The following is a 22,807-nucleotide window of genomic DNA, read 5'->3' as shown; positions in this document are numbered from 1 at the left end:
GTAAAGTTACTTTTTCATACAACTTAGATATGGTACGAAAAAACTATAAGATCATGGATCCAAAGATTGGAGAGTATGAATATACTGACGATTCCGGTACTTCAGATACTTATTATTTATGGTATGAAACACATGCAGGAGTAACCATATGGGATAAAGATTCAGACGAAAATGACATGGATAATAATGCAGATTTCTATCTGGATTATTCAGCAAACGAACATTATTTTCTTACTTATGAGAATTTCAAGATGAAAGGCGTGAAAGGTGAATTGTATTTTAAGGAATAATATTTTTATTTTATGGAGGGTGCCCCACAGGGGCACCCTCCATAAAGCGTCAAATTATTTTTTATAATTATTAATTCCAATTATATTTTTCAGAGCAGCAGTTCCAATAATAATTATTTATAAGAACTGAGCCAATCGTAAGAAGAATAAGAAATACAAATATTATATATCCGTTTCCTTGAACAATAAATATATTATCCAAACCAGGAACAAACAACCAAAGCATAAGCAGAATAAAAGATATTATTGTGAATGCTACTTTAATTATTTTTTGCTTTCTAGAAGAAGAATATAGAATATATTTATTAAGAATAGTAGTAATAAATTCTTTCCCATTACAAAGTATGATTGCAAAGAAACAATCTGATAGTGAAATCCCATATTGAGAAGGAAAGCCATCAAACCAAAAACCAAGTGCAAAGATTATTAATAACCAGAAAAAAATATTTTTTATGATTAATAATATTTCTTCACCATAATGTTTTGTTAGAGCATCACTTAAAAGGCTATCGCAGAATTCTTTATCATTCATACCAAGTTTTTGATTTATATCTACACCTTCAGCGTCGGCTTCTAAAGCAATGCCAATCATATCCTTTTTTATAATTTCAAGTTCAAAAAGGGAAACATTATAAGAAGACATGTATTCGAACATTTTTTTTAAGATGTTCCAATTTTTAGCAGATAAATTTGCCATAGCATCGATATTATCCTGTATTAGTTGATTATAGTTATTATGAAAAAGATTCATACTTTAATCCTCCTTAAAAATTTGTTCAACTGAATTTGTAATTGATTTCCATTCATGGTGAAAATCTTTGAGGTATTGTTCACCGTCCGTTGTCAAAGTATAATATTTTCGTTTTGGGCCTAAAGGACTTTCTTTAAACGATGCGGAAATTAAGTTCTTTTTTTCTAATCGAAGAAGCAATGGATAGAGTGTACCTTCTTTTATATCCGTGAAACCGAAGGATTGGAGTTGTGTAACAATATCATATCCATAAGTTTCTGTTTTCCCAATTATTTTTAAAGTGCAACCTTCCAGAATCCCTTTTAGCATCTGACTTTTATCCATATAAGCATCACCTCCGATACTACCTTGCATTGCAATGTTCCTAGCTATATTATATAACAAGGTAGTAAAATGTCAAGAGTTTATTTAGAAACATAGGAAAGCTATGGATTCTAAATGATTATACATCTATACGACAAATACCGATTTTTCCAAAAGATATAGACGAAATATCTAAATAATGATATAATATATATAATTCAGGGAGTTTTATCTAAAGGGGGAAATTTATTTATGTCAGATACACCAGTAAAAACACGTTCTTATTATAAACAAACTCAGATTGATCAGACGATTCGTCTGCGAGAAGTTCTAAAGACTTTGCCTCCATTTGCCAAGGATTATTTTCGTGCAATTGAGCCTAGATCTTCAGCTAAGACACGTATTAATTATGCATACGATATCCGTGTTTTTTTTCGTTATTTAATGGAGAATAATCCTATCTACAAGAATTATACCATTGATCAGTTTCGACTTCAGGATCTTGAGAATCTCGAACCTGTAGATATTGAGGAATATATGGAATATCTGAAGGTCTATACGCGAGAAAATGATGGCGAAATGATTACGAATGGTGAAAAGGGTCTTTCCAGAAAAATGTCTGCTTTACGCAGCTTTTATAATTATTATTTTAAACATCAGATGATCAGTAAGAATCCCACACTTTTGGTAGACATGCCAAAGTTGCACGAAAAGGCAATCATACGATTGGATACCGATGAAGTTGCAATGCTTTTGGATTATGTAGAATCTGCAGGTGATAGGCTTACGGGACAGGCACTTACCTATTATCGAAAGACACGTGACCGTGATCTGGCTATTTTAACACTTCTTCTGGGAACGGGTATTCGTGTATCTGAATGTGTAGGATTGGATGTAACGGATGTTGATTTTAAAAATAATGGAATTACCGTCACCAGAAAAGGTGGAGGTCAGATGGTTGTATATTTTGGCGATGAAGTTGCAGATGCATTAGAAAATTATATGGAAGGAGACCGAAAAGCCATAACTCCTCTTTCCGGCCATGAAAATGCACTGTTTTTATCAACACAGAGAAAGCGCATGGGCATCCAGGCAGTTGAAAATATGGTAAAAAAATATGCGCGACAAGTAACACCGAATAAGAAAATAACGCCGCATAAGCTTCGAAGCACTTATGGTACATCTCTTTATAAAGAAACTGGAGATATTTATCTTGTGGCGGATGTTCTTGGTCATAAAGATGTCAATACGACCAAAAAGCACTATGCTGCCATTGATGAAGATAGACGCAGACAGGCAGCAACAGCTGTAAAATTGAGGGAATCTTAGGAGGTACTAAGATTCTCTTTTTTATGAATTATAGTAGTATTAAAAAGAACCACGTTGAAAATAAGAAAAAAAATAATGACCCATATTTATATTTTTTCATATAAACCACTCTTCTTCTTTTGTTCATTATATTCATTTTCCAAATGCACATCAATAGAATTCAGAAACCTTCAAAACAATCTTAAGAAAATATTATGTACATTATGAGAGGCTTCTGTTAAAATAAAGGCTGGATATCAGGAAAGGATGAATATAAGATGAAGCTACAAAAATTGCTCAGCTATACTCGAAAAGCTGTTGACGAATATCAGATGATTGAGGAGGGAGATCACATTGCAGTTGGAATCTCTGGAGGAAAGGACAGTTTGACTTTGTTATATGCACTTCATGGACTTCAGCGTTTTTATCCGAAGCATTTTGAATTGAGCGCTGTTACGGTAGATCTGGGTTACAGTGAGTGTGATTTTACCCCTGTTGTGAAGTTGTGTGAAGAACTGGGTGTACCTTACAAGATTGTAAAAACAGACATTGCGCACATTCTTTTTGAGGAACGAAAAGAAAGCAATCCATGTTCTCTCTGTGCGAAAATGAGAAAAGGTGCGTTGAATGAGGCGGTAAAAGTAATGGGATGCAATAAAGTTGCTTATGCACATCATAAAGATGATATTATAGAAACGATGCTGCTTTCCTTGCTGTTTGAAGGTCGATTCTATTCTTTTTCACCACGGACATACTTAGATCGTATGGATCTGACGGTTATACGTCCGATTATGTTTGTAGACGAAGCAGATGTTATTGGATTTAAAAATAAGTATAACCTGCCTGTTGTTACCAGTCGTTGCCCAATTGATGGATACACCAAGAGACAATATGCCAAGGAACTGGTCAAGCAGTTGAATGAAGAACACCCCGGTGCAAAACAAAGAATGTTTACGGCTATTTTGAATGGAAATATAAAAGGATGGCCGGAACGTATTTTGCAAAAAAGATAAATTTGGGTACACCACATTTTTAAAAAGGGGACGTAGTATTTTGAAAAAATACTACGTCCCCTTTTGGACATATTATAGCTTTTTACTGTTATCAGATTCTTTGATTTCTATTAGTTTTTCAATTGCCTCTGCTGTTCCGTCAATTCCTAATTTGGAGCTGTCGAGACAGATATTATAGCTTTCTGCAGCACCCCATTTTTTATTGCTATAATAGTTATAGTAACTAGCTCGTTTTTTATCGGTCTTCAAAATCATATCCTTGGCTTTAGCGTCAGATAAATCGTATATACGGGCAATTCTTCGAATACGTGCATCAAGATCCGCATGAATAAATACGCTTAATACATTATCGTATTCTTCCAATGCGTAATCTGCGCAACGACCAACTAGGATACATGGGCCTTCATCTGCAATTTTTTTTATTGCATCAAACTGTGCAAGAAAAATCTTATGGTTGATCGGCATATCCGTATAACTTCCTGATGAATAACCGAGCGAATAGGTATCCATTACCAAAGAATATAAAAAGCTGTTTGTTGGTTTTTCATCGTGCGTCTCGAATAATTCCTGACATATACCGCTCTCTTTTGCGGCACGGTCAAGCATCTCTTTATCATATAATTTGATTTCAAGATCCTTTGCTACTTTATAGCCAATCTCTCTACCGGCGCTTCCGAACTGTCTGCCGATAGTTATTATAGTATTTGTCTTTGCCATACCAATCACGCTCCTCAAAAATAATTATGAATATATTATATAATAATTTGAAGTAATTGTATAGAATTTTTGTATAATTTAATGATAAATATTCCTTAGTCTGTCTAATAGTTCGATAAAATAATCTGGTAACGGTGCATTTATTTCCAGATATTCACCTGTTCGGGGATGAATGATTCCAAGAGTTTTTGCATGAAGAGTTTGTCCTTGAAGCTTAGGGAAAGGACATTTTCTGGGACCATATACTTGATCTCCTACTAATGGATGACCGATACTGGCCATGTGCACGCGAATCTGATGCGTGCGTCCGGTCTCAAGTTCACATTGAATATAAGTATACTCTCCAAAACGTTCTAGTACTTTATAGTGGGTAATAGCATTCCTTCCGTTTTTGGTATGAATACTCATCTTTTTACGCTCAGTAGGATGTCTTCCGATGGGTGCGTTAACGGTACCGTTATCCTCTTTTATATTCCCATGCACAATGGCAACATAAACACGTTTGATGGAATGAACCTTTAATTGTTCAGAGAGGCTTTGGTGGGCCATATCGTTTTTACAGACAATCAGAGAACCAGTTGTGTCCATATCAATGCGATGTACGATTCCAGGACGCATTGTACCATTAATACCGGACAGTTCCTGACCACAATGATACATTAAAGCGTTAACTAAAGTTCCACTGTAATGTCCCGGTGCTGGATGAACTACCATTTGTTTTGGTTTATTAACAATAATAATATCTTGATCTTCGTACAAGATATCCAGCGGAATGTTCTCAGGAATAATGTCAGGCTCTTTTGCCTCTGGAAGAGTAATCTCTACCATGTCACCTAAAGAAAGCCTGTAATTGGCTTTTACAGGCTTTTGATTAACGATTACATACTGGTCTTTGATTAATTTTTGAATATAGGATCTTGACCGGTCTTCCATTTCTTCGGAAAGATAACGATCAATTCGCTCTCCTTCCTGATTCTCTACGGTGAAGTATTCTTTCAAAGTCTTCCTCCTTATAATAGAAGCATATTAAGATTGCCAACGCAATCGTTGATACGGTGACATAAATATCTGCCACATTGAAGATTGGAAAATCTATCAGCTTAAAATAGAAAAAATCAACAACGTAATTAAGACGTATTCGGTCTATACAATTTCCCCATGCACCAGCCATGATGCAGACAGCACATATTCTCAGCGGAAGATATCTTTGTTCCATTGGAGCTTTGTAATAAAAAAGTACTACAATAATAGTTATCAAAATTACACTTGCGAAAAAGAAAACACGCTGGTTCTGGAATAATCCAAAAGCAGCTCCTCTGTTTTCCAAATACTCAAGTTGAAATACATTTTTAATGATAATGTAAGGTGACTGATTTTTCAGATTTTTTATTGCACATAATTTTGTGATTTGATCTAAAATGATGAGAACAACCATACATATGATTGATGTCAGATAGTGCTTATAAGTTTTTTTCCCTGTATTCATAGCAATATTCATTATTCCCTCGTCTATATATATTTGCGAACAGAAACCATATATCGTCCTTTTTTAGTCTCAGATAATATTCCTGTATATGATATTCGTCCCATTTTGCGAACAGAGATCATATCTCCTTCTTTTAGATGATACCCATTACTTGTGATTAATTTTCCGTTGACAAATACCCTTCCGGATTCAATCAGGGGTGTTAATTTACTCCTTGATAAAGGATATGCAATAGAAAGAATGGTATCCAGGCGAATAGAAGGAACTGTTCCCTTTAATTCTTCATACTTCGGCTCATATGACACTTCATAATCTGGTATGATTTTAGCCTGTACTGTCGTATGTTTGATACGGGTGAGATTTTCCTTGATATAATCAGCCAATTCTTCTTTGCTAAATAGAATTGCCCTGCCATTATCAACAATAATATCTCCAAGTTTACTTCGTTCGATTCCAAGATTCATTACAGATCCCAGATAATCTCTATGACTTAAATCTTCTGAAAATTTTTGGTTGATTGGTGCTATTTCTACCATCTGAATGGGATATTGATAATCATAATAAAGAGCATCAGGTAGAAATGCAACCATCTGACGCTCTGATAAGTCATACCCGCCATATGTCTCATATTGAGACATAAACAAATTTTTTGGAGTGGTATGTAATATATTTAATTCATTCAGATTTAGAAAATCAGAGAATGTAACAATCCCACGGGCATATGTAATTTTTGACAGTTCAATCAGCCGTTTTTGTAACAATATCTCTTCTTTATTCATAGCTATTAGAATCTTGAACGCATGGATGATGCGTCGAAAGAAGTATTTAATAAATCCTGTAAATCTCCAGAAATATCGACATTTGTAGGTGTTACCAAGAATATGTAATTGGAAATCTTCTGCAAATTACCGCTGATTGCAAACGCTGCACCAGAAGTAAAATCGATAATACGCTGCGCAACTTCGAGATCCAAGCCTTCCAGATTCAGGATTACAGTACGTCCACTTAATAAAGTCTCTGTAATTTCACGAGAATCCTCAACAGAGTTAGGTTTGATTACACAAACTTCCATGCTGACATTATTTCTTCTGGCCGGCTGACGCATCGGTGTTACTTTATTATTAGAAGAACGTGTAGACTTTGTCTTTACAGGAGGTTCATAATCATCGTCATAATCATCATAAACTTCTTCTTTATCTTTTCGGAAAAAACTTTTCTTTGGCTTTTCTTCGTAATCATCGTCATAATCATCATCGAAGAAATCGTCATCTTCATAATCGTCGTCATCACTCAGTTTCATAATATCTAAAAACTTATCTAATACTCCCATCTAAATTATCTCCTATCTTCGGTTATACTAGAGCATAATTGCGCGCACCAAAAATTCCGGTTCCCACCCGGACCATCGTTGCGCCCTCTTCTATGGCTACCTGATAATCATTTGTCATGCCCATTGAAAGAATGCTCATAGTAATATTATCAACGTTTTTCGCTGCGATGTCAACAGATAATTTGCGTAAACGCGCGAAAATTGGGCGGTTTTCTTCAGGATCTTCTACAAAAGGAGCGATTGTCATCAGCCCTTTTACCTGAATATGTGAAAAACCAGCAATTTTTTCAATGAATTCATCCAATTCTTCTGGCATTATTCCAAATTTGCTTTCTTCTTTTGCAACATTTACTTCAATTAGAATGTTGGCTGTCAGATTGTGTTTTGCGGCTTCTTTCTCAATCGTTTCTGCAAGACGTACAGAATCTACGGAATGAATCAGATCGACTTTATCGATAATATACTTTACCTTATTCCTTTGCAAATGACCAATCATATGCCAATGAATATCTTTGGGAAGTACTTCATATTTATCTGCCAGTTCTTGCACTTTGTTTTCGCCAAAAACACGGATACCTAAATTATATGCCTCTTCCAGTGTTTCAACAGGTTTGGTCTTGCTCACCGCAATTAATGTGACATCCTTTCTATCTCTGCCAGAGCGCTCACATGCAGTCTGAATCTGATTTTCAACGGATGTTAGATTTTCTTTTAACATAAGTTAACCACTCCTTCTTAAAATACCACATCATCTGTACGGACGCTATCTCCATATAATGCTATGTGGTCATAATTTGTCAGACCATAATCTTGACCAGATGCAACAATATAATACTCATCACTTTCACATAGAATCTGCACTTGTCTGAATATAGCATATCCTTTGTTGATATTATACACACCTTTCAATTTCTTGGTTTTAGTCAATTCATAGGTCTCGGATGAATCCGGTTTTTTTAATACAGTATTTGAATCAAAAGCATCATAATCAAGATAAACCAAATTCGATTCTTCGTCAGAATAATAAACTTCCACACTTTGGAATTGTGATTGATCTTTACCGATATCAACGAGTACACCTGTACCACTGCTGTTTCCTCCAGATGTCAGATAATCCTTTGGAACGGTATAGAACTTTTTCGTTACTACAGAAGATTTTGGAATCTTAAGCCCTGATTCATCTTCCAGAATTAATTCCAGATCCAGATACCTTTCTTCCGCATAGCGAATCATGGAGCTGTCGAAGGTAAGAATTCCATAGGAGGTATCTTTTTTCGTTTGTATGGAAAAGCCAGCATATGTAGTCTCGTTATCCTTAGAAAAAGAGACTTTTACACGATTTACATCTGCTAATTCTTTGGCTGTCTCATCATTTAGAAGAATAACAACAGACCAATCATTAGAACGAATTAATTTATATACAGGATCTCCAGCTTTGATTTTTGTATTATCAGTTAGATTTTTTGACTCATAATTAGTTTTTGATATGTCATCTTCTGTCACTTGATCAGTGGTTATGTTTTCATAACCGTCTGTAGAATAGAGAATGATTCCGTCAGAAACAGCTGTATATATCTGAAGATCATTGTTTCCTGCTGCAACCATAGCGTCTAATTGAGCTTGTCTGCTTTGATTAGATTTGCTTTCCAATACATTTGTAATATTATTTTTTAATGTATATACATCACTAAATTGTTCTTCTCTAAAATTTTCTGAAAATGACTGAGTCTTCATCAATATAGAGTTCTGTTCCTCAGAAGTAAGTTCCAGAGATTCTTCGTCAGTATTCGAGGTTAATTCCAGCTTTTTATCAGACAAGGTATATACGCGGGTCTTTGCTCCAACTTTGCTTCCTTCCAAAGCAAAATAATTGATATAGCCATCAGATTCTGCCTGTACAATTGTCTCGTCTCTGACAATAAAGCCAGTATAAGCGTTATCTTTTAAGATGGATCCTTCTCTTACTTCGTAAGCAGTTACATGATTCCCTGTCAGATATAGTAAAACTGTTACAACCAGATAGATGAATACAGCCCCGAAAATGATAACTCCTATATTTATATTCCATTTTTTTCGATAAACCTGAATGTTTGTAAGTTTGTTTCCTGCCAAAAATAAAGCCTCCTGTTTTATGTCTCTAATTCTTTCAGAGCAGCTCCGTTCAGATAATGATATTCTTTTCCCTGATAACTATTAGTCTGTTCCATATATGTCAACAATTCATCTCGTAATTTCCACCAGCTGCAACCCCAATTACAGAATACGGCATCTTTTTCCGGGATACGGCTAAAGAGCCGTTCCACAGCGATATCTGGACTTAGATATTCCAGAAACGCAGCTAGTCTTTTGATGTAATCTTCTTTTGAACATAAAGCTATTGTACCATTTTCGTAGGCGTTGCACAACTGTGTGTTTTTTGCAATGTACAGTGAATGAGCTTTAACGATTTGTATATGAAGTGCAGATAATATCTTTGCATTCTCAATGGCATCCAGCATATCATCTCCCGGCAGATTTAATATTACATGAGTACACAGATCAAAATCGTACCGATGAATTTTCAAAACAGCATCTATAAATTCTGCCAATGTATGTCCACGGTTTATGCTTTGAAGTGTATGACAGTTTGTAGTTTGAAGCCCTAATTCTATTGTGATTCCAACCTGGTAAGATTCTTTTAATGACTGAAGAACATCCAGATAACTTTCGGTGATACAATCAGGTCGTGTCGAGACGGCAATCTCTATTATATCAGGAACTTTTACAGCTTCATTCATATAAAACGCGAAATCATCTAATGGAAGAAAAGTATTTGTATAGTTTTGAAAATAAGCAATAAATTTATGCGCATGATATCTATTTTCAATATATTCCTTTGTTTTTTCTAATTGCTTATGAACAGGAATATGACAGTCCATAGCTTCAAATCCAGTCCCTGATTCAGCGCAAAAAGAGCATCCGTGACCATTTCTGCGATTCGGGCAGCTGACCGGAAGGTTGACAGGAAGCTTATACACTTTTTCACCGTATTTATTTTTTAAATAATCAGAATAAGGATAATATGGCAATTGTTGATTCATTTGATATTTTTTTCCTTTCCCATGTATAATTATATCTCCATAAGCCATACTAATGGTAGCATGTTAAAAGGAGGAATTTTGCATGAAATGGTTTGATAATACCGCTCTGACAATCGTAATCATAGGTGCCATTAACTGGCTTTTGATTGGGATATTCCGTTTTGATCTGGTGGCATTTCTATTCGGTAATCTTTCGTGGATTTCACGTATTATTTACACAATTGTCGGGCTGTGCGGCCTTTATCTTATTAGTTTGTACGGCAGAGTCACCAGTTTTTCATAATAATATGGTTTTTACAGACAAGAGGGGTATCCCGTTCGAGATGCCCCTCTTATTGCTTTTCTGGTATCGCATTTATTAGCATTGTCATATCCTGATAAAGGATACCTTTTGTATCTGCGCCCATTACAATGGAGATATATGGATGCTCATTAGCGCCTTTTTCTAATAGGATCAGACAATTTCCTGCTTCCTGGGTTGTTCCGGTCTTACCGCCGATAACTCTCGCAGAATCGGGTAATTCAGCTTCACCAGTCGCATAAAAATTCGTTGGCTGCCAGGTGATCTGTCGAACGGTTCCGTCTGCCCCTGTAATAGAAGCTACATGAGAATCAGCACTGATAATATTAACAAATTCATCATATTTTAGGCATTCATTGAAAATCAAATACAGATCATAAGCAGTTGTATAATGATTTTCATTGTGAAGACCATTAGAGTTTACAAAATGTGTGCCTGTAGCTAATAAATCCTGTGCTTCATCATTCATCATTTGCACGAAATGATCCATACTTCCACCTACATACTCAGCAATTGCAACAGCATTATCATTTCCTGAATATAAAAGGAGCCCATAAAGCAGATCAGAAAGTGTAAGTTGGTCTCCCGCATGGATTCCGCAAGTCTGTTCATCTGCTGCGAATCTTGCGGCGTCTGCATTGGCAGAAACTGTCACCATATCCGACAAATCTGCATTTTTTAGTGCCACCAGCGCAGTTAATATCTTTGTTGTACTTGCTGGATATAATCTTTCAAAAACATGATATGAAAAATCAACTTTTTTTCCATCCAAGTCAAATAAAGCAGCTGCATGTAAACCTGAAGTATCAGGAGTCCCCTCCAGATCAACGTCTTCGGAAACTACACACAAATTATCTGCAAATAAATCAGCTTTATAAATAGCTTTGTTATAGTTTTCTGTTTCATATGCTGCTACTACTTCTTCCTTTTTTCCACATCCTGATACAAGAAGTAAAAAAGAAGTAATAACAATTAGCACCTTGCCAAACTTACCGATACATTTCACGCCAATCAAGATCTCCTCTATCAATTGCTAATATAATTAATTCTGCGGTGGCAAGATTGGTTGCCATCGGGATATTATACATATCACAGAGACGTATAACGTCATTCACATCTGGTTCATGAGGTTTTGGGTTATTGGGCTCTCTTAAAAAGATAAGCGCGTCAATATCATTCTGTGCAATCTGTGCACCTAACTGCTGCTTACCCCCCAATGGTCCGGCAAGATACTTGTGGACATTCAGATTGGTTACTTCTTCAATTAAGCGTCCGGTTGTTCCGGTCGCATATAGATTGTGTTTACTAAGGATGCCTCTATATGCAATACAAAAATTTTGCATTAAAGTCTTTTTTGAATCGTGCGCTATCAGGCCAATGTTCATTGTTCTCACTCCTTATTGATATTTTTTCGGTTGCAACCCGACGTTCAAGACAAAACCTATACCCATATATAAACTAACTAGAGAAGTCAGCCCATAACTTACGAATGGTAACGGAACTCCGGTATTAGGTAATAACTGTGTGGCAACACCTATATTAATAAAACTTTGGACACCAATAAGACTGCCCACTCCACAACAGATGATCTTTCCCGCCAGGTCCTGCGATCGAGTACCTATTAAAATACATTGTATCACAATTAATAACAATAACGCAATAACTATACAACTACCAATAAAACCAAGTTCTTCACCTACAATTGCAAAAATAAAGTCTGTCTGCGGCTCAGAGATGAAATTCCCATTTTTGACAGAGGTGGTCGTATTATTATTTAACCCTTTTCCTGTCAACTGACCGGAACCGATTGCCATCACAGAATTCTTTTGTTGATATGCTTCATCACTGGCATATTTTTCTGGTTCCAGGAAGGCAAGGATACGTTTCTGCTGATAATCTTTTAAGAGCGGTTGGTTGGGCTGAACTACAATGCTTAGGAAAATAATTGCGACCGGAACAAGAACGACCAATACTGTTCCAATAAATTTATAACTCAGACCTCCGATATAGATTAAAATACAGATAACTGCTGCCGTACAAATAGTCGTAGAAAGATTAGGCTCTGATACGATTAATACAAGCGGTATTCCTGCAAGAATCGCATATTTTATAATCGTAAATTTATCACTGATATCCTCCTCATGCTCCATGATAAATTTGGCGAAAAACAGAATCAATAGAATCTTGGCAAGTTCGGACGGCTGGAATGTTGTAAAACCAAGATCGATCCAACGAGTTGCACCATTGACTTCTGTTCCAAAAACCAGAACTACAGCCAGAATCACTATTGAGAACAGATAAATCAGCCAATAAAAATTCAAGATCCATACATAATCAATCAACGATATTATAACCATGACGACAAGACCAATTCCAAGTCCTAAAATCTGTTTAGACTGATAAGCCGGTTTGGCACTGCCGACAGCAAGAACCCCCAGTATGGATATTGCTACGACAAGGATGATTAAACTGAATTTATAATCTTTTAAATGATAAGGTTTTGTAAATCTAGGTAATCTCACGTTTCTTCTCCTGCAAATGTAATAATAACTTGTGTCCGTTTTATATCTACCTGAAAATTTTCTTCTGTAAGTTCAAAATATTTGGAAAGGGATTCATATAATTCTTTGCAAATATTATCATATGCTTCTGGAGTACATTGCACACGGTCAGATACGACCAATGCTTTCAATCGGTTCTTTGCGATAGAAACAGAAGATCTTTTCAGCATTCTTATATCCTCCTATTCTTTTTTGAAGAGGTGTGAAAGCTTTGAAAAAATACCAGTGTTATGTTCCAGATCCATAAATGGAACTTCTACTCCCATGATCCGCTTACAGATGTTCATATATGCTGTCCCAGCCTGAGAATTTAATCCAACGACCGGTTCGCCCTGATTAGTTCCAATGACTACCTGTTCATCATCAGGAAGTGCTCCGATCAAAGGAACGGATAATATCTCTGTTACATCATCTATAGACATCATATCTCCACGTTTTACCATGTCCATACGAATTCGATTGATGATCAGATCAATTGTTTTTATCTGGTTCTTTTCCAATAGACCAATGATTCGATCTGCATCTCGGATTGCAGATACTTCAGGTGTTGTCACTACGATGGCGCGGTCTGCACCAGCAATCGCATTTTGAAATCCTTGTTCAATTCCAGCCGGACAATCCAAAAGTATGTAATCAAATTCTTCTTTTAATTCAGAAGTCAGTTTTTTCATCTGACCTGGCGATATTGCTGATTTGTCTTTTGTCTGTGCTGAAGGCAAAAGATAGAGATTTTCATAGCGTTTATCACGAATTAATGCCTGTTTTAATCGACAAGTCCCTTCAATCACATCTACAAGATTATAGACAATCAGATTTTCAAGTCCCATGACTACATCAAGATTGCGAAGACCAAGATCTGTATCTATGACCACAACTTTTTTGTCGAATTTTGATAGACCTGCACCTATATTTGCTGTTGTTGTCGTTTTGCCGACTCCACCTTTTCCTGATGTAATTACAATAACTTCGCCCATGAATAACTTCCTCCTATTACTGGTTTTACTTCAATGTCTCCTATTTTTAGCTTTGCGCGCTTTATTTGGAGTGCTGCTATTATCGCATCGTAACGACCAGATGCACCGGCAATGACAGTTCCGTAAATTGTACCAGTAGATATGACATTTCCTTTTGATATCACTTTGGCACCTTCCTCGATGTCACCGATAATCACGATACTTGTTTCAGATTCTAAAATCTGTCTTTCTCTTAGCGTACCTCTATAAAACCTGCCGTCTCTCTCATGGATGGCTTTCAGACTTTCATCCAGCATTCGTTTATGAATCTTTTCTGTAACAGTATCTTTTTCGATAATACATAATATACGTATCCCGGCAGCATCTTGAATAACTTCTGTCAGATACTGCTCTTCTTCTTTTGTGAAAGTACGGCCTTCAAATTCCACAGCCATTTCTGCATGATTAAAGAAATGTGCAGAAGCCTGGAATTTATTTTCCACCTCGGATATCAGTTCTTTGTAAGGTATATCCGGTTCAAAATAGATGGTGATGCCGTATCTGTTACTCTTAATGAGTACCGGTTCTTTCACATATGGTCATCCTTTCCCTTAATCTCCTCCTGATGTTCCTGTACTAATTTCTGCGGCTGCTCCGGTAATGATTTCATTTTCCGGTGTTATCTGATAATAGTATTCCATCACATTATTCCCAATTTCAGCAGCATAAGTAGAACTATATCCGTTTGCAATACGAATTGCAAATGCCACCTCTTGACTTTCATCTTGAACGAATCCAACGAAAAGTCCGTGGTCAGGATGTGTGTTACTCTGTTGTGCAGTACCAGTTTTCCCGTACAAAGACAGGCCACTGGAATTTAATTTGGAAAATATATCACTATGTGCGACGGTTACTACCCTTTGCATACCGTTATGAACGGCCGTCCAGGTGGAAGATGCGACATCCGTTATGGTGTTTGTTACTTCCGGCTCATAGTCTTTAATGATTTCTCCGTCTACAGAAGTGACTTTATCAATCAGGCTTAGATTATAGACAGTTCCCTTATTGGCAACTGCTGTAATATATCTTGCCAACTGACTCGTTGTATAATTGTTAGTACCCTGTCCAATCGCTGATGGGACAGATGATTCATCGGATATCTGTGGCTCAGATTCTGGAATTTCCAATCCCGAAGTTTCTCCAAGGCCAAACGCCTCCGCGTATTTTTTCAAAGTATCTGTTCCCAGATCACTAGAATAATATGTGCTTGTAGCTTTACCTTCTACGTTGTCAGAACTAATCTGGTCAAGGCCACTATCTTGCAAACTTAATCGATATCCTACTTCATAGAAGAAATTATTACATGAATTTTGAATAGCACCTTCTACATTTAAACTGCCGTGAGCATTCGGATAGATCCAGCATTTTGGATTTGGTTCCACTTTTTTATAAATACCGGTACAAGGGAGAATTGTATTCACATCAATAACCCCTTCTGTCAAGCCGGCAATTGCGACTAGCGGTTTATAAGTAGAACCCGGTGCAGTTTTTTCTTGTGTTGCATTATTATAGAATGGTCTGGCCTGATCAGTTACCAGTTTATTATAATAATTGGAATCCATGGTATTTGCCAGGCGATTATTGTCATAACCAGGATAAGATACACAGGCAAGTACTTCACCACTGTTCGGATCCGTCACAACCATGGAACCGGTACAAGGCTCTAAGGCAAGTTGTCCAGGTGTAATCTCCAGTGTCTGAATCTTACCGCGAAGGAAATCATAGGCAGTAATACTACCTGAATTCAGACCATCATATTGTGCCTGATCATATTCCAGAACTCCCTGTTCATACAACATCAGACATATCTGTCTTCCAGAGACTTCGCCTGATTTGATCATATATTTGTATATCAGTTTATCAAAACTATTATCAGAACTGATGTAATCAAGGAGATACGCAACAATTCCCTGATAAAGTTCACTGGAATCGGAATATTCTTCACCTTTTGAAACATATTCTTTTAACAGAGAAGTATCGATCCAGTTTTGAGAAATTGCATAATTTAAATACGTATTGATATTAATGCTTTCGTCGTCTTTCCATGCTTTATAAGTACTGTCATTGGTATTAATAGCATCTGGCATAATAATCTGAGTCCCATTTGTCAGAACATCTGTCACAAGATAGGTTAAATATGCCTGAATCTCTTTGGGCTGATCTTTATATGCAGCAGCATTTGTATCCTGAAGAATGTCAGAAATTTGCTGAACAACCTCTTCTTTTCTGTTGGTAAAGATACCATAGACTTCCTGTTCGGCAGCGCCGGCATCCTCTTCACCAAAATGTGTCATATCCAGAATATCATTGCTGATAAAGGTATTGTATACATCACCAATAGGAATGATAACATCGCTTCCATCCTCGACCTGATTTCGATCATAATCTAATGCGTTTTGTATCTTCGCCAGAAGAATTCCGGCTAATTCCTGTTCAATGATATGGTATGCAGCTTTTTGAAGATTCGCGTCAATCGTAAGATGGACATCGTTTCCAGCTTCAGGATCTTTTCCTTTTACTGTCTCAATAACCTTTCCGACACTGTTAACGTATAGTTTTACTTCTCCTTTTTTCCCTTGAAGCATGGTATCCATCGTCTTTTCCAGTCCAGACTTCCCTACAGTGTCCGTTTTTGAATATGTTTCTTGCTCTTCTTTGCTTAATGCATCATATTCTTCCTGGGAGATCTGTCCGGTATATCCAATAATATTGGCAAAACAGTAACTGTCTGTATATCTTCTTAAAGATTCTTCTTCGATATTGACTCCCTGCAGACTATCTAGATTTTCCATAACATCTGCAACCGTTTCTTCACTGACATCTTCTGCGATTGTAGTTGTTATATATTTTTGGAAATTATTCAAAGAAATTGCGTAGCGGACATTTATCAACTTCAACACATCTTCTTTTTCCATTTTTTTCTGGTCAATTCCATAACCATATATTTCGTCTGTACACAAATAATCAATGATATCCTGCGCAGACATATTTTGTTGTTTTTTAGACAATTCGTCAATTGTTTTTTTGCCAAACACATCCGCGATAAATCTTAATTTCTGTGTCTCATTTTCATGGACAAACATATACTCGTTATCATTATCCAGAATAATGCCAAAACTATTGATTACAGTATCTCCATTGGATTCGACCATCTCAATGACGGTTGTAATGACTTTATTCATCTCTTTGTTTTTTTGCTTGATACTGTCATATTCTCCCGTATCTTCAATCGTTACAGAATATGCCAGTTCGTTATATGCAAGAAGGTTACCATTGCGATCGTATATATTACCACGGGTACCTTGAACTTCCTTCGTCTTCTGAATCTGAAGTTTATAGTCATCATAATATTCCTGGCCTTTGACAATCTGCAGGTAAAAGACACGCTGAACAAGAATTGCTGACATTACACAAAATACTACAATGATAACAAATATTCGGGATTGTAAGAATTCCAATATTCCGGTTTTGATCCGGTCCCATAAATTATACAAATTTGCTTGCACTCCTTTGTTCTTCTACTTCAAGTTTCTTATTGACATGTAATATAATTTGATATAGTACCAGAGTAACCAGAATTGTGTATACCAGTTCTGGCAAAATAATGCTTGTCAAGTGATGAAAAAATGCAAAATCACCTTGAAGCATATACATACAAATATAAATGATCAAACCATAGACAAGTTCACTTGCTCCAATTAACGCGATTGGAAGTTTGATATCGTCATCATAGAATAATCGTTGGAAAAATCCATTAATATATCCAATAACTGCATATAACAACATATGGAATCCCAATACATTGCCCCAAAAGATATCGACAAGAAGACCGGAAAAGAATCCAACAAAAAGCCCTTCCTTTTTCCCACGCATAAATCCAAATGATGATGTTACGATAATCAAAAGATTCGGCTTAATGGAAGCAAAGGATAAATGATGGAATACAGAACCTTCCAGTAAAAAACAGAGGATAATAATAATAAAAGTTATTAACTTTCGCTTCATAGACTATTCTCCTTTACTGCTGTCATCCTTAGAATCCAACAAGTCCTGCTTGGTAGTTGTGATTACCAGAACTTCCTGTAAATTACTGAAATCAACAGCCGGTGTAATATAACCGGAGCGTGTCAGATTATTCGCATCCACTTCAATTTCACTGACATATCCAATAAATAGTCCCTGAAGAAAACGATTGCTGACATGTGATGTTACTACCTGCTCTCCAACTTCGATTTCATTTTCGTTATTGGCAAGTTTTTCAAAACGAATTCTTCCGTCCGCCATTAGCTCCAGATCACCTCGAACAACACACGTATCAGAAGTAGAAAGCATCATGGCACTGATATTGCTTGAGTCATCAATAATAGAACGTACGCGGGCATAATCAGGACCAACTTCTGTTACAATCCCTGCCAGACCACTGCCCGCAAGAACATTGGAATTGACTTGTACACCGTCATTGCTCCCCTTATCAATAGTAAAATCGTTGAACCAATTACTCCCATTATTGGCGATTACATGGGCACCGATTTTTTCATAGTCAGAATAATTCTGATCTAACTTGTATAATTCTCTAAGGCGCTCTAATTCATATTGCTCCTGTCGAAGTCTGGTATTATCAATCGTAAGCTCGTCAACCTTAGACTGCAGTTCTTTATTTTCTTTCTTCACATCTTCTAAGGTCTCAAAATTACCGGATACATCACTCATAAAACGACCCACATAACTGATTCCTTTCTGCATAGGAATTACTGTATAATTAGCAATAAAACGTAAAGGACCGCCACCATCTGAAAAACGTTCAATGCCCAGCAGGATGATACAGATGGCTGCAAGGATCAAGAGCCAGTATTTACTTGAAAGGGAAGATTGATTTTTTATTTTCATTTTATCTCATCCACCTATAATTTTCATTCAACATTGAGTAAGTAAGTTTCTTTAAATCTTTTGACATAATGATCTTTTTTAGACCGGACACAGCACAGATATCAGGTTCCAATGCTGTCCTTGTTGTAATTCCGACCATCTCTTCGATATAAGTCTCCAATCCCTGTGTATGGGCCACTCCTCCTGTTAAGAAGATGCCATTCTCATGAATTGCTTTACGTACTTCCGGTGGTGTACGGTCAAGCAACGAATTAATCGCATGTACACATTCCAAAAGAGGATCTTTCATAGCAGACCTCACAAGATTGATGGAAATCGGTTTTCTCATCGGTACACCGGTAATCAGATCACGTCCTGCCGCCGGAAGAACAGAATCAGAATCGCTGGTAAAAATCCCGAAATTCTTGCGCAATTCTTCGGCAGTATGTCTTCCAATCAGGAAATCGTGGCTGTGACGTATTAATGTCACAACAGACTGATCGAAAGTCGAACCTCCAATCTTCAGCAGACGATTCATAACCATACCACCGCCTGCAATTACAGATAATTCCGTAGTTTCCCCACCAAAATTAACGATAAACAATCCCTTTGTGTTCTTAACATCCAGGTTCAGTCCCACAGCATCTGCGATAGCACGTTCAACAATATTGACTTCTTTTGCTTTTGCCGTAGAATGAATCACCAGATCAAAGAAAGCCTTTTTCTCAACTTCCGTAACATCCGTTGGCACTGCAATAACATATTCGGAACCTCTTGCAAATTGTCTTCCTTTTTTCAAAAGATTCTGAAGCAGGAACTGCATATAATTAAATCGTGATATGACTCCCTCTTTCATCGGAAATACAACTTCAATATTAGAAGGTGCCTTTTCATACATCTCGAAAGCATCATCTCCCACGGCAAAAATATCCCGTGAATCTTTGATTGCAATGACATCTTTCTCTTTCCATATAGTATCCTTCTTCTTATCATAGACCTTGATTTCATAAGAACCAAGGTCTAATCCGTATACATTTCTTGCCATTTGATACGATCCTTTCTAAAGCATTCCCTCCTCCCGGAAACTTATATAACAATTATTGCCAATGATGATATGGTCTAACAATTCTATTCCGATCAAAGCCCCTGCATCAAGGATTCTCTTGGTTGTCAGCATATCTTCACGGCTGGGAGTTGGATCACCACTTGGGTGATTATGCATAATAATTATGGATACAGCATTCTTTTGTAATGCTTCTATAAAAAGCTCTCTTGGTGTGATTAAGGAAGCGTTTACAGTTCCTTTTGATATATTAGTCTCACCAATCAATTTTGCTCTTGAATTCAACATTAATAATTTCATCTGTTCTTGTTTTTCATGCCGCATATCTTCCATATAATATTTTGCAACTGTTTCCGGGCACGAAAAACTTAATGTATCCTGATAGGAAGCTTTTGCAAGCCTTTTGGCAAGTTCTGAGATACATGATATCTGAATTGCTTTTACCTTGCCAATCCCTTTAATTTTTTGCAAACGCTCCAGATTAAACTGATGGATTCCTAATATTCCTGTTTCTCCTGCGTGATAAAGAATTCTCCTTGCAAGAGAAAGTGCGTTTTCACCATGAGTGCCGGTACGTAATAATACAGCAAGCAATTCTTCATCACTTAAACTGCCAGCTCCTTTTTGTTCGCATTTTTCATAGGGACGTTCCATTTCAGGTATTTCTTTCATGGTATTTGACTGATTCATCTTATCTTTAGATTCGTACGACACTCATAATAGAAGTTATAAGAAACGATAAATGATAATAGCAAGAATCATGCCAATAATACTTGCGATGGTAATCTTGATGGAAAGGCCAAATGTCAGAACCAGTATCCCAAGATTCAGGACAATCGGTTCTTCAAGTCCAAAGGACTGTCCATAGGCCAGCCAACCAAGAGCGGGAGTGCCTTCAGCCAGCATTCCAATAAAACCTCCCAACACAATTCCTGTTAATAATAACAGAAATAAAGACCAGGCATTCTTGCTTCCTGTTCCCTTCATATGTACTCCTCCTCGTTTTTCTCTATCTAAAAAACTCACTACATTTTATCATATTTCAGAATCAGTGTATAGACTTATCCCATTAAAAATTTCTTAAGCATTTCGACTAATTGTCGAAAATTTGGTATTTTTGGGCGATGGATTCTGCAACCTTTAGGCCATCCATAGCAGCAGATGTAATACCTCCGGCATAGCCAGCACCTTCTCCGCAAGGATATAGCCCACACAAATCACTTTGCATAGTATCATCACGGTGAATACGCACCGGAGATGATGTACGGCTCTCCACGCCCGAAATGACAGCATCCGGGCGAGAATACCCGGAAAGCTTGGTTTCAAAGGTCTTAATACCGTCTTCCAGCGAAGCGGCAAGTTCTTCCGGAAAAATGGCTCTTACGTTAGTCCAAGTGTAATCCCCTTTCATCTGCGGAGTAATATTTCCCGGTTCTTTTGATGGGAGATTTTGACAGAAATCAGCAAACAATTGTACTGGAATTTTTCCAGAACCAGCTTGATAAGCTTTCTCTTCTAGTCTTCGTTGAAATTCCACACCTGAAAGAGCATTTTCAGCTCCGTAGTCCTCCGGTGTTACTGTTACAATGACGGCACTGTTGGCATTACGTCCATCTCTTGCATGATAACTCATTCCATTTACCGCCAGGCGACCGGATTCCGAAGATGCATTGACAACGTATCCGCCGGGACACATGCAGAAAGTATACACGCCTCTTCCGTTGGGGAGATTGGCAGTTAATTTATATGCAGCGGCAGGAAGGTCTTTGGAATACCTCTCTCCATATTGATTCTGATTAATCATTTCTTGAGGATGCTCCATTCGAATACCGACAGCAAAAGACTTTGCATCCATTGGAATACCATTTTTATAAAGCATAGAAAATGTATCCCTTGCACTATGTCCTATCGCAAGTACAGCAAGATTTGTATTTAGGATGCTGAATGTTCCGTCTAACAAATTCTTAACCTTTAATGCAGTCAGTTTTTTTTGCCCATTATAAGTTTCAGTCTGAATATCCACTACTTGTGTGTGAAAATGGACTTCTCCTCCATGAGAAAGGATAAATGCTCTTATATTCTTTACAACCCTGGCCAGAATATCCGTTCCGATATGCGGTTTATTCTGATATAAAATTTCTTTTGGCGCACCCTGTTCTACGAAGATTTCAAGGACGCGAGTATTGCGGCCTTGTGAATCATGCACTAGAGTATTCAGTTTTCCATCTGAAAAAGTTCCTGCGCCACCTTCCCCAAATTGAACATTAGAATTTAAATTCAATAATCCTTTTTCCCAGAATCTATCTACATCTGCGATTCGCTCATCTACAGATGCTCCGCGTTCCAGAAGAATTGGACGATATCCGAGTAATGCCAGTTGATATCCGCAGAAAAGTCCGGCAGGACCGGTGCCAATGATAACAGGACGACAGGATAGTTTTTCAGTCCCAGTTACATGCACTGTATAAGGAATTGGCTTCTCTCGAAATAAGATGTTCTTATTTTTTATGTGCTTTTTCAGAGCTGATTCATTTTTTACTATAACATCTATCGCATAGACATAAAAAAGATCCGGTTTTTTACGGGCATCTATAGACTGCTTCTGAATAGAATAAGAAAGAAGCGCATCCTCCTTTATGCGAAGGGTTTTGAGAATCTTCGCTTTTAGATCCGCCTCTGAGTGGTGAATATCTAATTTCAATTGATTGATTCTTATCATACATGT

27 protein-coding genes are annotated in these 22,807 nt (G+C 37.0%); 4 read left to right on the top strand and 23 right to left on the bottom strand.

Annotation, left to right across the window (positions count from 1 at the left end; translation table 11 throughout):
• A partial coding sequence (locus tag ACQRBH_RS06875; protein WP_427761250.1) for a hypothetical protein occupies positions 1-290 on the top strand: 290 nt, incomplete at its 5' end.
• Positions 291-360: 70 nt separating this feature from the next.
• Here ACQRBH_RS06875 and ACQRBH_RS06870 read toward each other — a convergent pair.
• Complete coding sequence (locus ACQRBH_RS06870; RefSeq protein WP_427761249.1) at positions 361-1,041, bottom strand: hypothetical protein; 681 nt, start codon at positions 1,039-1,041, stop codon at positions 361-363.
• Positions 1,042-1,044: 3 nt separating this feature from the next.
• Entirely contained in the window at positions 1,045-1,365 is a 321-nt protein-coding gene (locus ACQRBH_RS06865; protein ID WP_427761248.1) for a PadR family transcriptional regulator, read from the bottom strand.
• Positions 1,366-1,596: 231 nt separating this feature from the next.
• On the opposite strand from ACQRBH_RS06865, the gene ACQRBH_RS06860 reads away from it, so the two are divergent.
• Both ACQRBH_RS06860 and ACQRBH_RS06855 read left to right on the top strand, forming a co-directional pair.
• Positions 1,597-2,673: a tyrosine-type recombinase/integrase gene (locus tag ACQRBH_RS06860; RefSeq protein WP_427742025.1), complete on the top strand. Its 1,077-nt coding sequence runs from the start codon at positions 1,597-1,599 to the stop codon at positions 2,671-2,673.
• A 257-nt stretch (positions 2,674-2,930) separates the two neighbouring features.
• Complete coding sequence (locus ACQRBH_RS06855; RefSeq protein ID WP_235231462.1) at positions 2,931-3,665, top strand: tRNA lysidine(34) synthetase; 735 nt, start codon at positions 2,931-2,933, stop codon at positions 3,663-3,665.
• A gap of 72 nt (positions 3,666-3,737) precedes the next feature.
• Here the strand turns inward: ACQRBH_RS06855 and ACQRBH_RS06850 are convergent, their stop codons facing one another.
• From ACQRBH_RS06850 to ACQRBH_RS06815, 8 genes are all read right to left on the bottom strand, one after another.
• Positions 3,738-4,382: an AAA family ATPase gene (locus ACQRBH_RS06850; protein ID WP_235231461.1), complete on the bottom strand. Its 645-nt coding sequence runs from the start codon at positions 4,380-4,382 to the stop codon at positions 3,738-3,740.
• Positions 4,383-4,460: 78 nt separating this feature from the next.
• Positions 4,461-5,381 (bottom strand): RluA family pseudouridine synthase, encoded by a 921-nt coding sequence (locus tag ACQRBH_RS06845; RefSeq protein WP_235231460.1) that lies wholly within the window; start codon positions 5,379-5,381, stop codon positions 4,461-4,463.
• The gene (gene lspA, locus ACQRBH_RS06840) at positions 5,335-5,880 is read right to left on the bottom strand and encodes a signal peptidase II (protein ID WP_427742022.1); all 546 of its coding nucleotides are present in this window, start codon (positions 5,878-5,880) and stop codon (positions 5,335-5,337) included. The genes ACQRBH_RS06845 and lspA overlap by 47 nt, the downstream gene beginning before the upstream one ends.
• Positions 5,881-5,891: 11 nt before the next feature.
• Entirely contained in the window at positions 5,892-6,647 is a 756-nt protein-coding gene (locus tag ACQRBH_RS06835; protein WP_427742021.1) for an RNA-binding protein, read from the bottom strand.
• A 5-nt stretch (positions 6,648-6,652) separates the two neighbouring features.
• Positions 6,653-7,198 carry a cell division protein SepF gene (locus ACQRBH_RS06830; RefSeq protein WP_235231457.1) on the bottom strand — a complete coding sequence of 182 codons (546 nt, stop codon included), beginning with the start codon at positions 7,196-7,198 and terminating at the stop codon, positions 6,653-6,655.
• A gap of 22 nt (positions 7,199-7,220) precedes the next feature.
• Complete coding sequence (locus ACQRBH_RS06825; RefSeq protein WP_427761247.1) at positions 7,221-7,916, bottom strand: YggS family pyridoxal phosphate-dependent enzyme; 696 nt, start codon at positions 7,914-7,916, stop codon at positions 7,221-7,223.
• 17 nt (positions 7,917-7,933) lie between these two features.
• Positions 7,934-9,310, bottom strand: coding sequence for an HlyD family efflux transporter periplasmic adaptor subunit (locus ACQRBH_RS06820; RefSeq protein ID WP_427761246.1), 1,377 nt, complete (start codon positions 9,308-9,310; stop codon positions 7,934-7,936).
• Positions 9,311-9,327: 17 nt separating this feature from the next.
• Positions 9,328-10,278, bottom strand: a complete 951-nt coding sequence (locus tag ACQRBH_RS06815) for a TIGR01212 family radical SAM protein (protein WP_427761245.1) — start codon at positions 10,276-10,278, stop codon at positions 9,328-9,330.
• A gap of 82 nt (positions 10,279-10,360) precedes the next feature.
• Here ACQRBH_RS06815 and ACQRBH_RS06810 point away from each other — a divergent pair, with 82 nt between their 5' ends.
• Positions 10,361-10,561, top strand: coding sequence for a DUF378 domain-containing protein (locus ACQRBH_RS06810; RefSeq protein ID WP_235231453.1), 201 nt, complete (start codon positions 10,361-10,363; stop codon positions 10,559-10,561).
• Positions 10,562-10,610: 49 nt separating this feature from the next.
• Here the strand turns inward: ACQRBH_RS06810 and ACQRBH_RS06805 are convergent, their stop codons facing one another.
• The 13 genes from ACQRBH_RS06805 to ACQRBH_RS06745 form a co-directional block, all read right to left on the bottom strand.
• Positions 10,611-11,585 carry a D-alanyl-D-alanine carboxypeptidase family protein gene (locus tag ACQRBH_RS06805; RefSeq protein WP_427742017.1) on the bottom strand — a complete coding sequence of 325 codons (975 nt, stop codon included), beginning with the start codon at positions 11,583-11,585 and terminating at the stop codon, positions 10,611-10,613.
• Positions 11,569-11,964: a methylglyoxal synthase gene (gene mgsA, locus ACQRBH_RS06800; RefSeq protein ID WP_235231451.1), complete on the bottom strand. Its 396-nt coding sequence runs from the start codon at positions 11,962-11,964 to the stop codon at positions 11,569-11,571. Before mgsA ends, ACQRBH_RS06805 begins: the two co-directional genes overlap by 17 nt.
• Before the next feature lie 12 nt (positions 11,965-11,976).
• On the bottom strand, positions 11,977-13,101 hold the full coding sequence (locus tag ACQRBH_RS06795) for an FtsW/RodA/SpoVE family cell cycle protein (protein ID WP_235231450.1): 1,125 nt from the start codon (positions 13,099-13,101) through the stop codon (positions 11,977-11,979).
• Positions 13,098-13,310, bottom strand: a complete 213-nt coding sequence (locus ACQRBH_RS06790) for a cell division topological specificity factor MinE (protein WP_235231449.1) — start codon at positions 13,308-13,310, stop codon at positions 13,098-13,100. Before ACQRBH_RS06790 ends, ACQRBH_RS06795 begins: the two co-directional genes overlap by 4 nt.
• Positions 13,311-13,322: 12 nt before the next feature.
• Positions 13,323-14,114 (bottom strand): septum site-determining protein MinD, encoded by a 792-nt coding sequence (minD, locus tag ACQRBH_RS06785; RefSeq protein WP_235231448.1) that lies wholly within the window; start codon positions 14,112-14,114, stop codon positions 13,323-13,325.
• On the bottom strand, positions 14,096-14,686 hold the full coding sequence (locus ACQRBH_RS06780) for a septum site-determining protein MinC (protein ID WP_235231447.1): 591 nt from the start codon (positions 14,684-14,686) through the stop codon (positions 14,096-14,098). The genes minD and ACQRBH_RS06780 overlap by 19 nt, the downstream gene beginning before the upstream one ends.
• Positions 14,687-14,704: 18 nt before the next feature.
• Entirely contained in the window at positions 14,705-17,647 is a 2,943-nt protein-coding gene (locus tag ACQRBH_RS06775) for a penicillin-binding transpeptidase domain-containing protein (RefSeq protein WP_235231446.1), read from the bottom strand.
• Positions 17,640-18,158, bottom strand: coding sequence for a rod shape-determining protein MreD (gene mreD, locus ACQRBH_RS06770; RefSeq protein WP_235231445.1), 519 nt, complete (start codon positions 18,156-18,158; stop codon positions 17,640-17,642). The genes ACQRBH_RS06775 and mreD overlap by 8 nt, the downstream gene beginning before the upstream one ends.
• A gap of 3 nt (positions 18,159-18,161) precedes the next feature.
• Positions 18,162-19,040 carry a rod shape-determining protein MreC gene (gene mreC, locus ACQRBH_RS06765; RefSeq protein ID WP_427742016.1) on the bottom strand — a complete coding sequence of 293 codons (879 nt, stop codon included), beginning with the start codon at positions 19,038-19,040 and terminating at the stop codon, positions 18,162-18,164.
• Between the two features lies 1 nt (position 19,041).
• Positions 19,042-20,064, bottom strand: coding sequence for a rod shape-determining protein (locus ACQRBH_RS06760; protein WP_235231443.1), 1,023 nt, complete (start codon positions 20,062-20,064; stop codon positions 19,042-19,044).
• Between the two features lie 15 nt (positions 20,065-20,079).
• On the bottom strand, positions 20,080-20,772 hold the full coding sequence (gene radC / locus ACQRBH_RS06755; protein WP_427761244.1) for a RadC family protein: 693 nt from the start codon (positions 20,770-20,772) through the stop codon (positions 20,080-20,082).
• 36 nt (positions 20,773-20,808) lie between these two features.
• Positions 20,809-21,069, bottom strand: coding sequence for a DUF4321 domain-containing protein (locus ACQRBH_RS06750; protein WP_235231441.1), 261 nt, complete (start codon positions 21,067-21,069; stop codon positions 20,809-20,811).
• Between the two features lie 106 nt (positions 21,070-21,175).
• Positions 21,176-22,801: an NAD(P)/FAD-dependent oxidoreductase gene (locus ACQRBH_RS06745; RefSeq protein ID WP_427761243.1), complete on the bottom strand. Its 1,626-nt coding sequence runs from the start codon at positions 22,799-22,801 to the stop codon at positions 21,176-21,178.
• Between the last annotated feature and the right edge of the window lie 6 nt (positions 22,802-22,807).

It is taken from the genome of Bariatricus sp. SGI.161 (genome assembly GCF_050313695.1).
Classification (GTDB): domain Bacteria; phylum Bacillota; class Clostridia; order Lachnospirales; family Lachnospiraceae; genus JAFBIX01.
The sequence above is the reverse complement of the archived record's forward strand: the minus strand, read 5'-3'. Positions and strand labels throughout refer to the sequence as shown.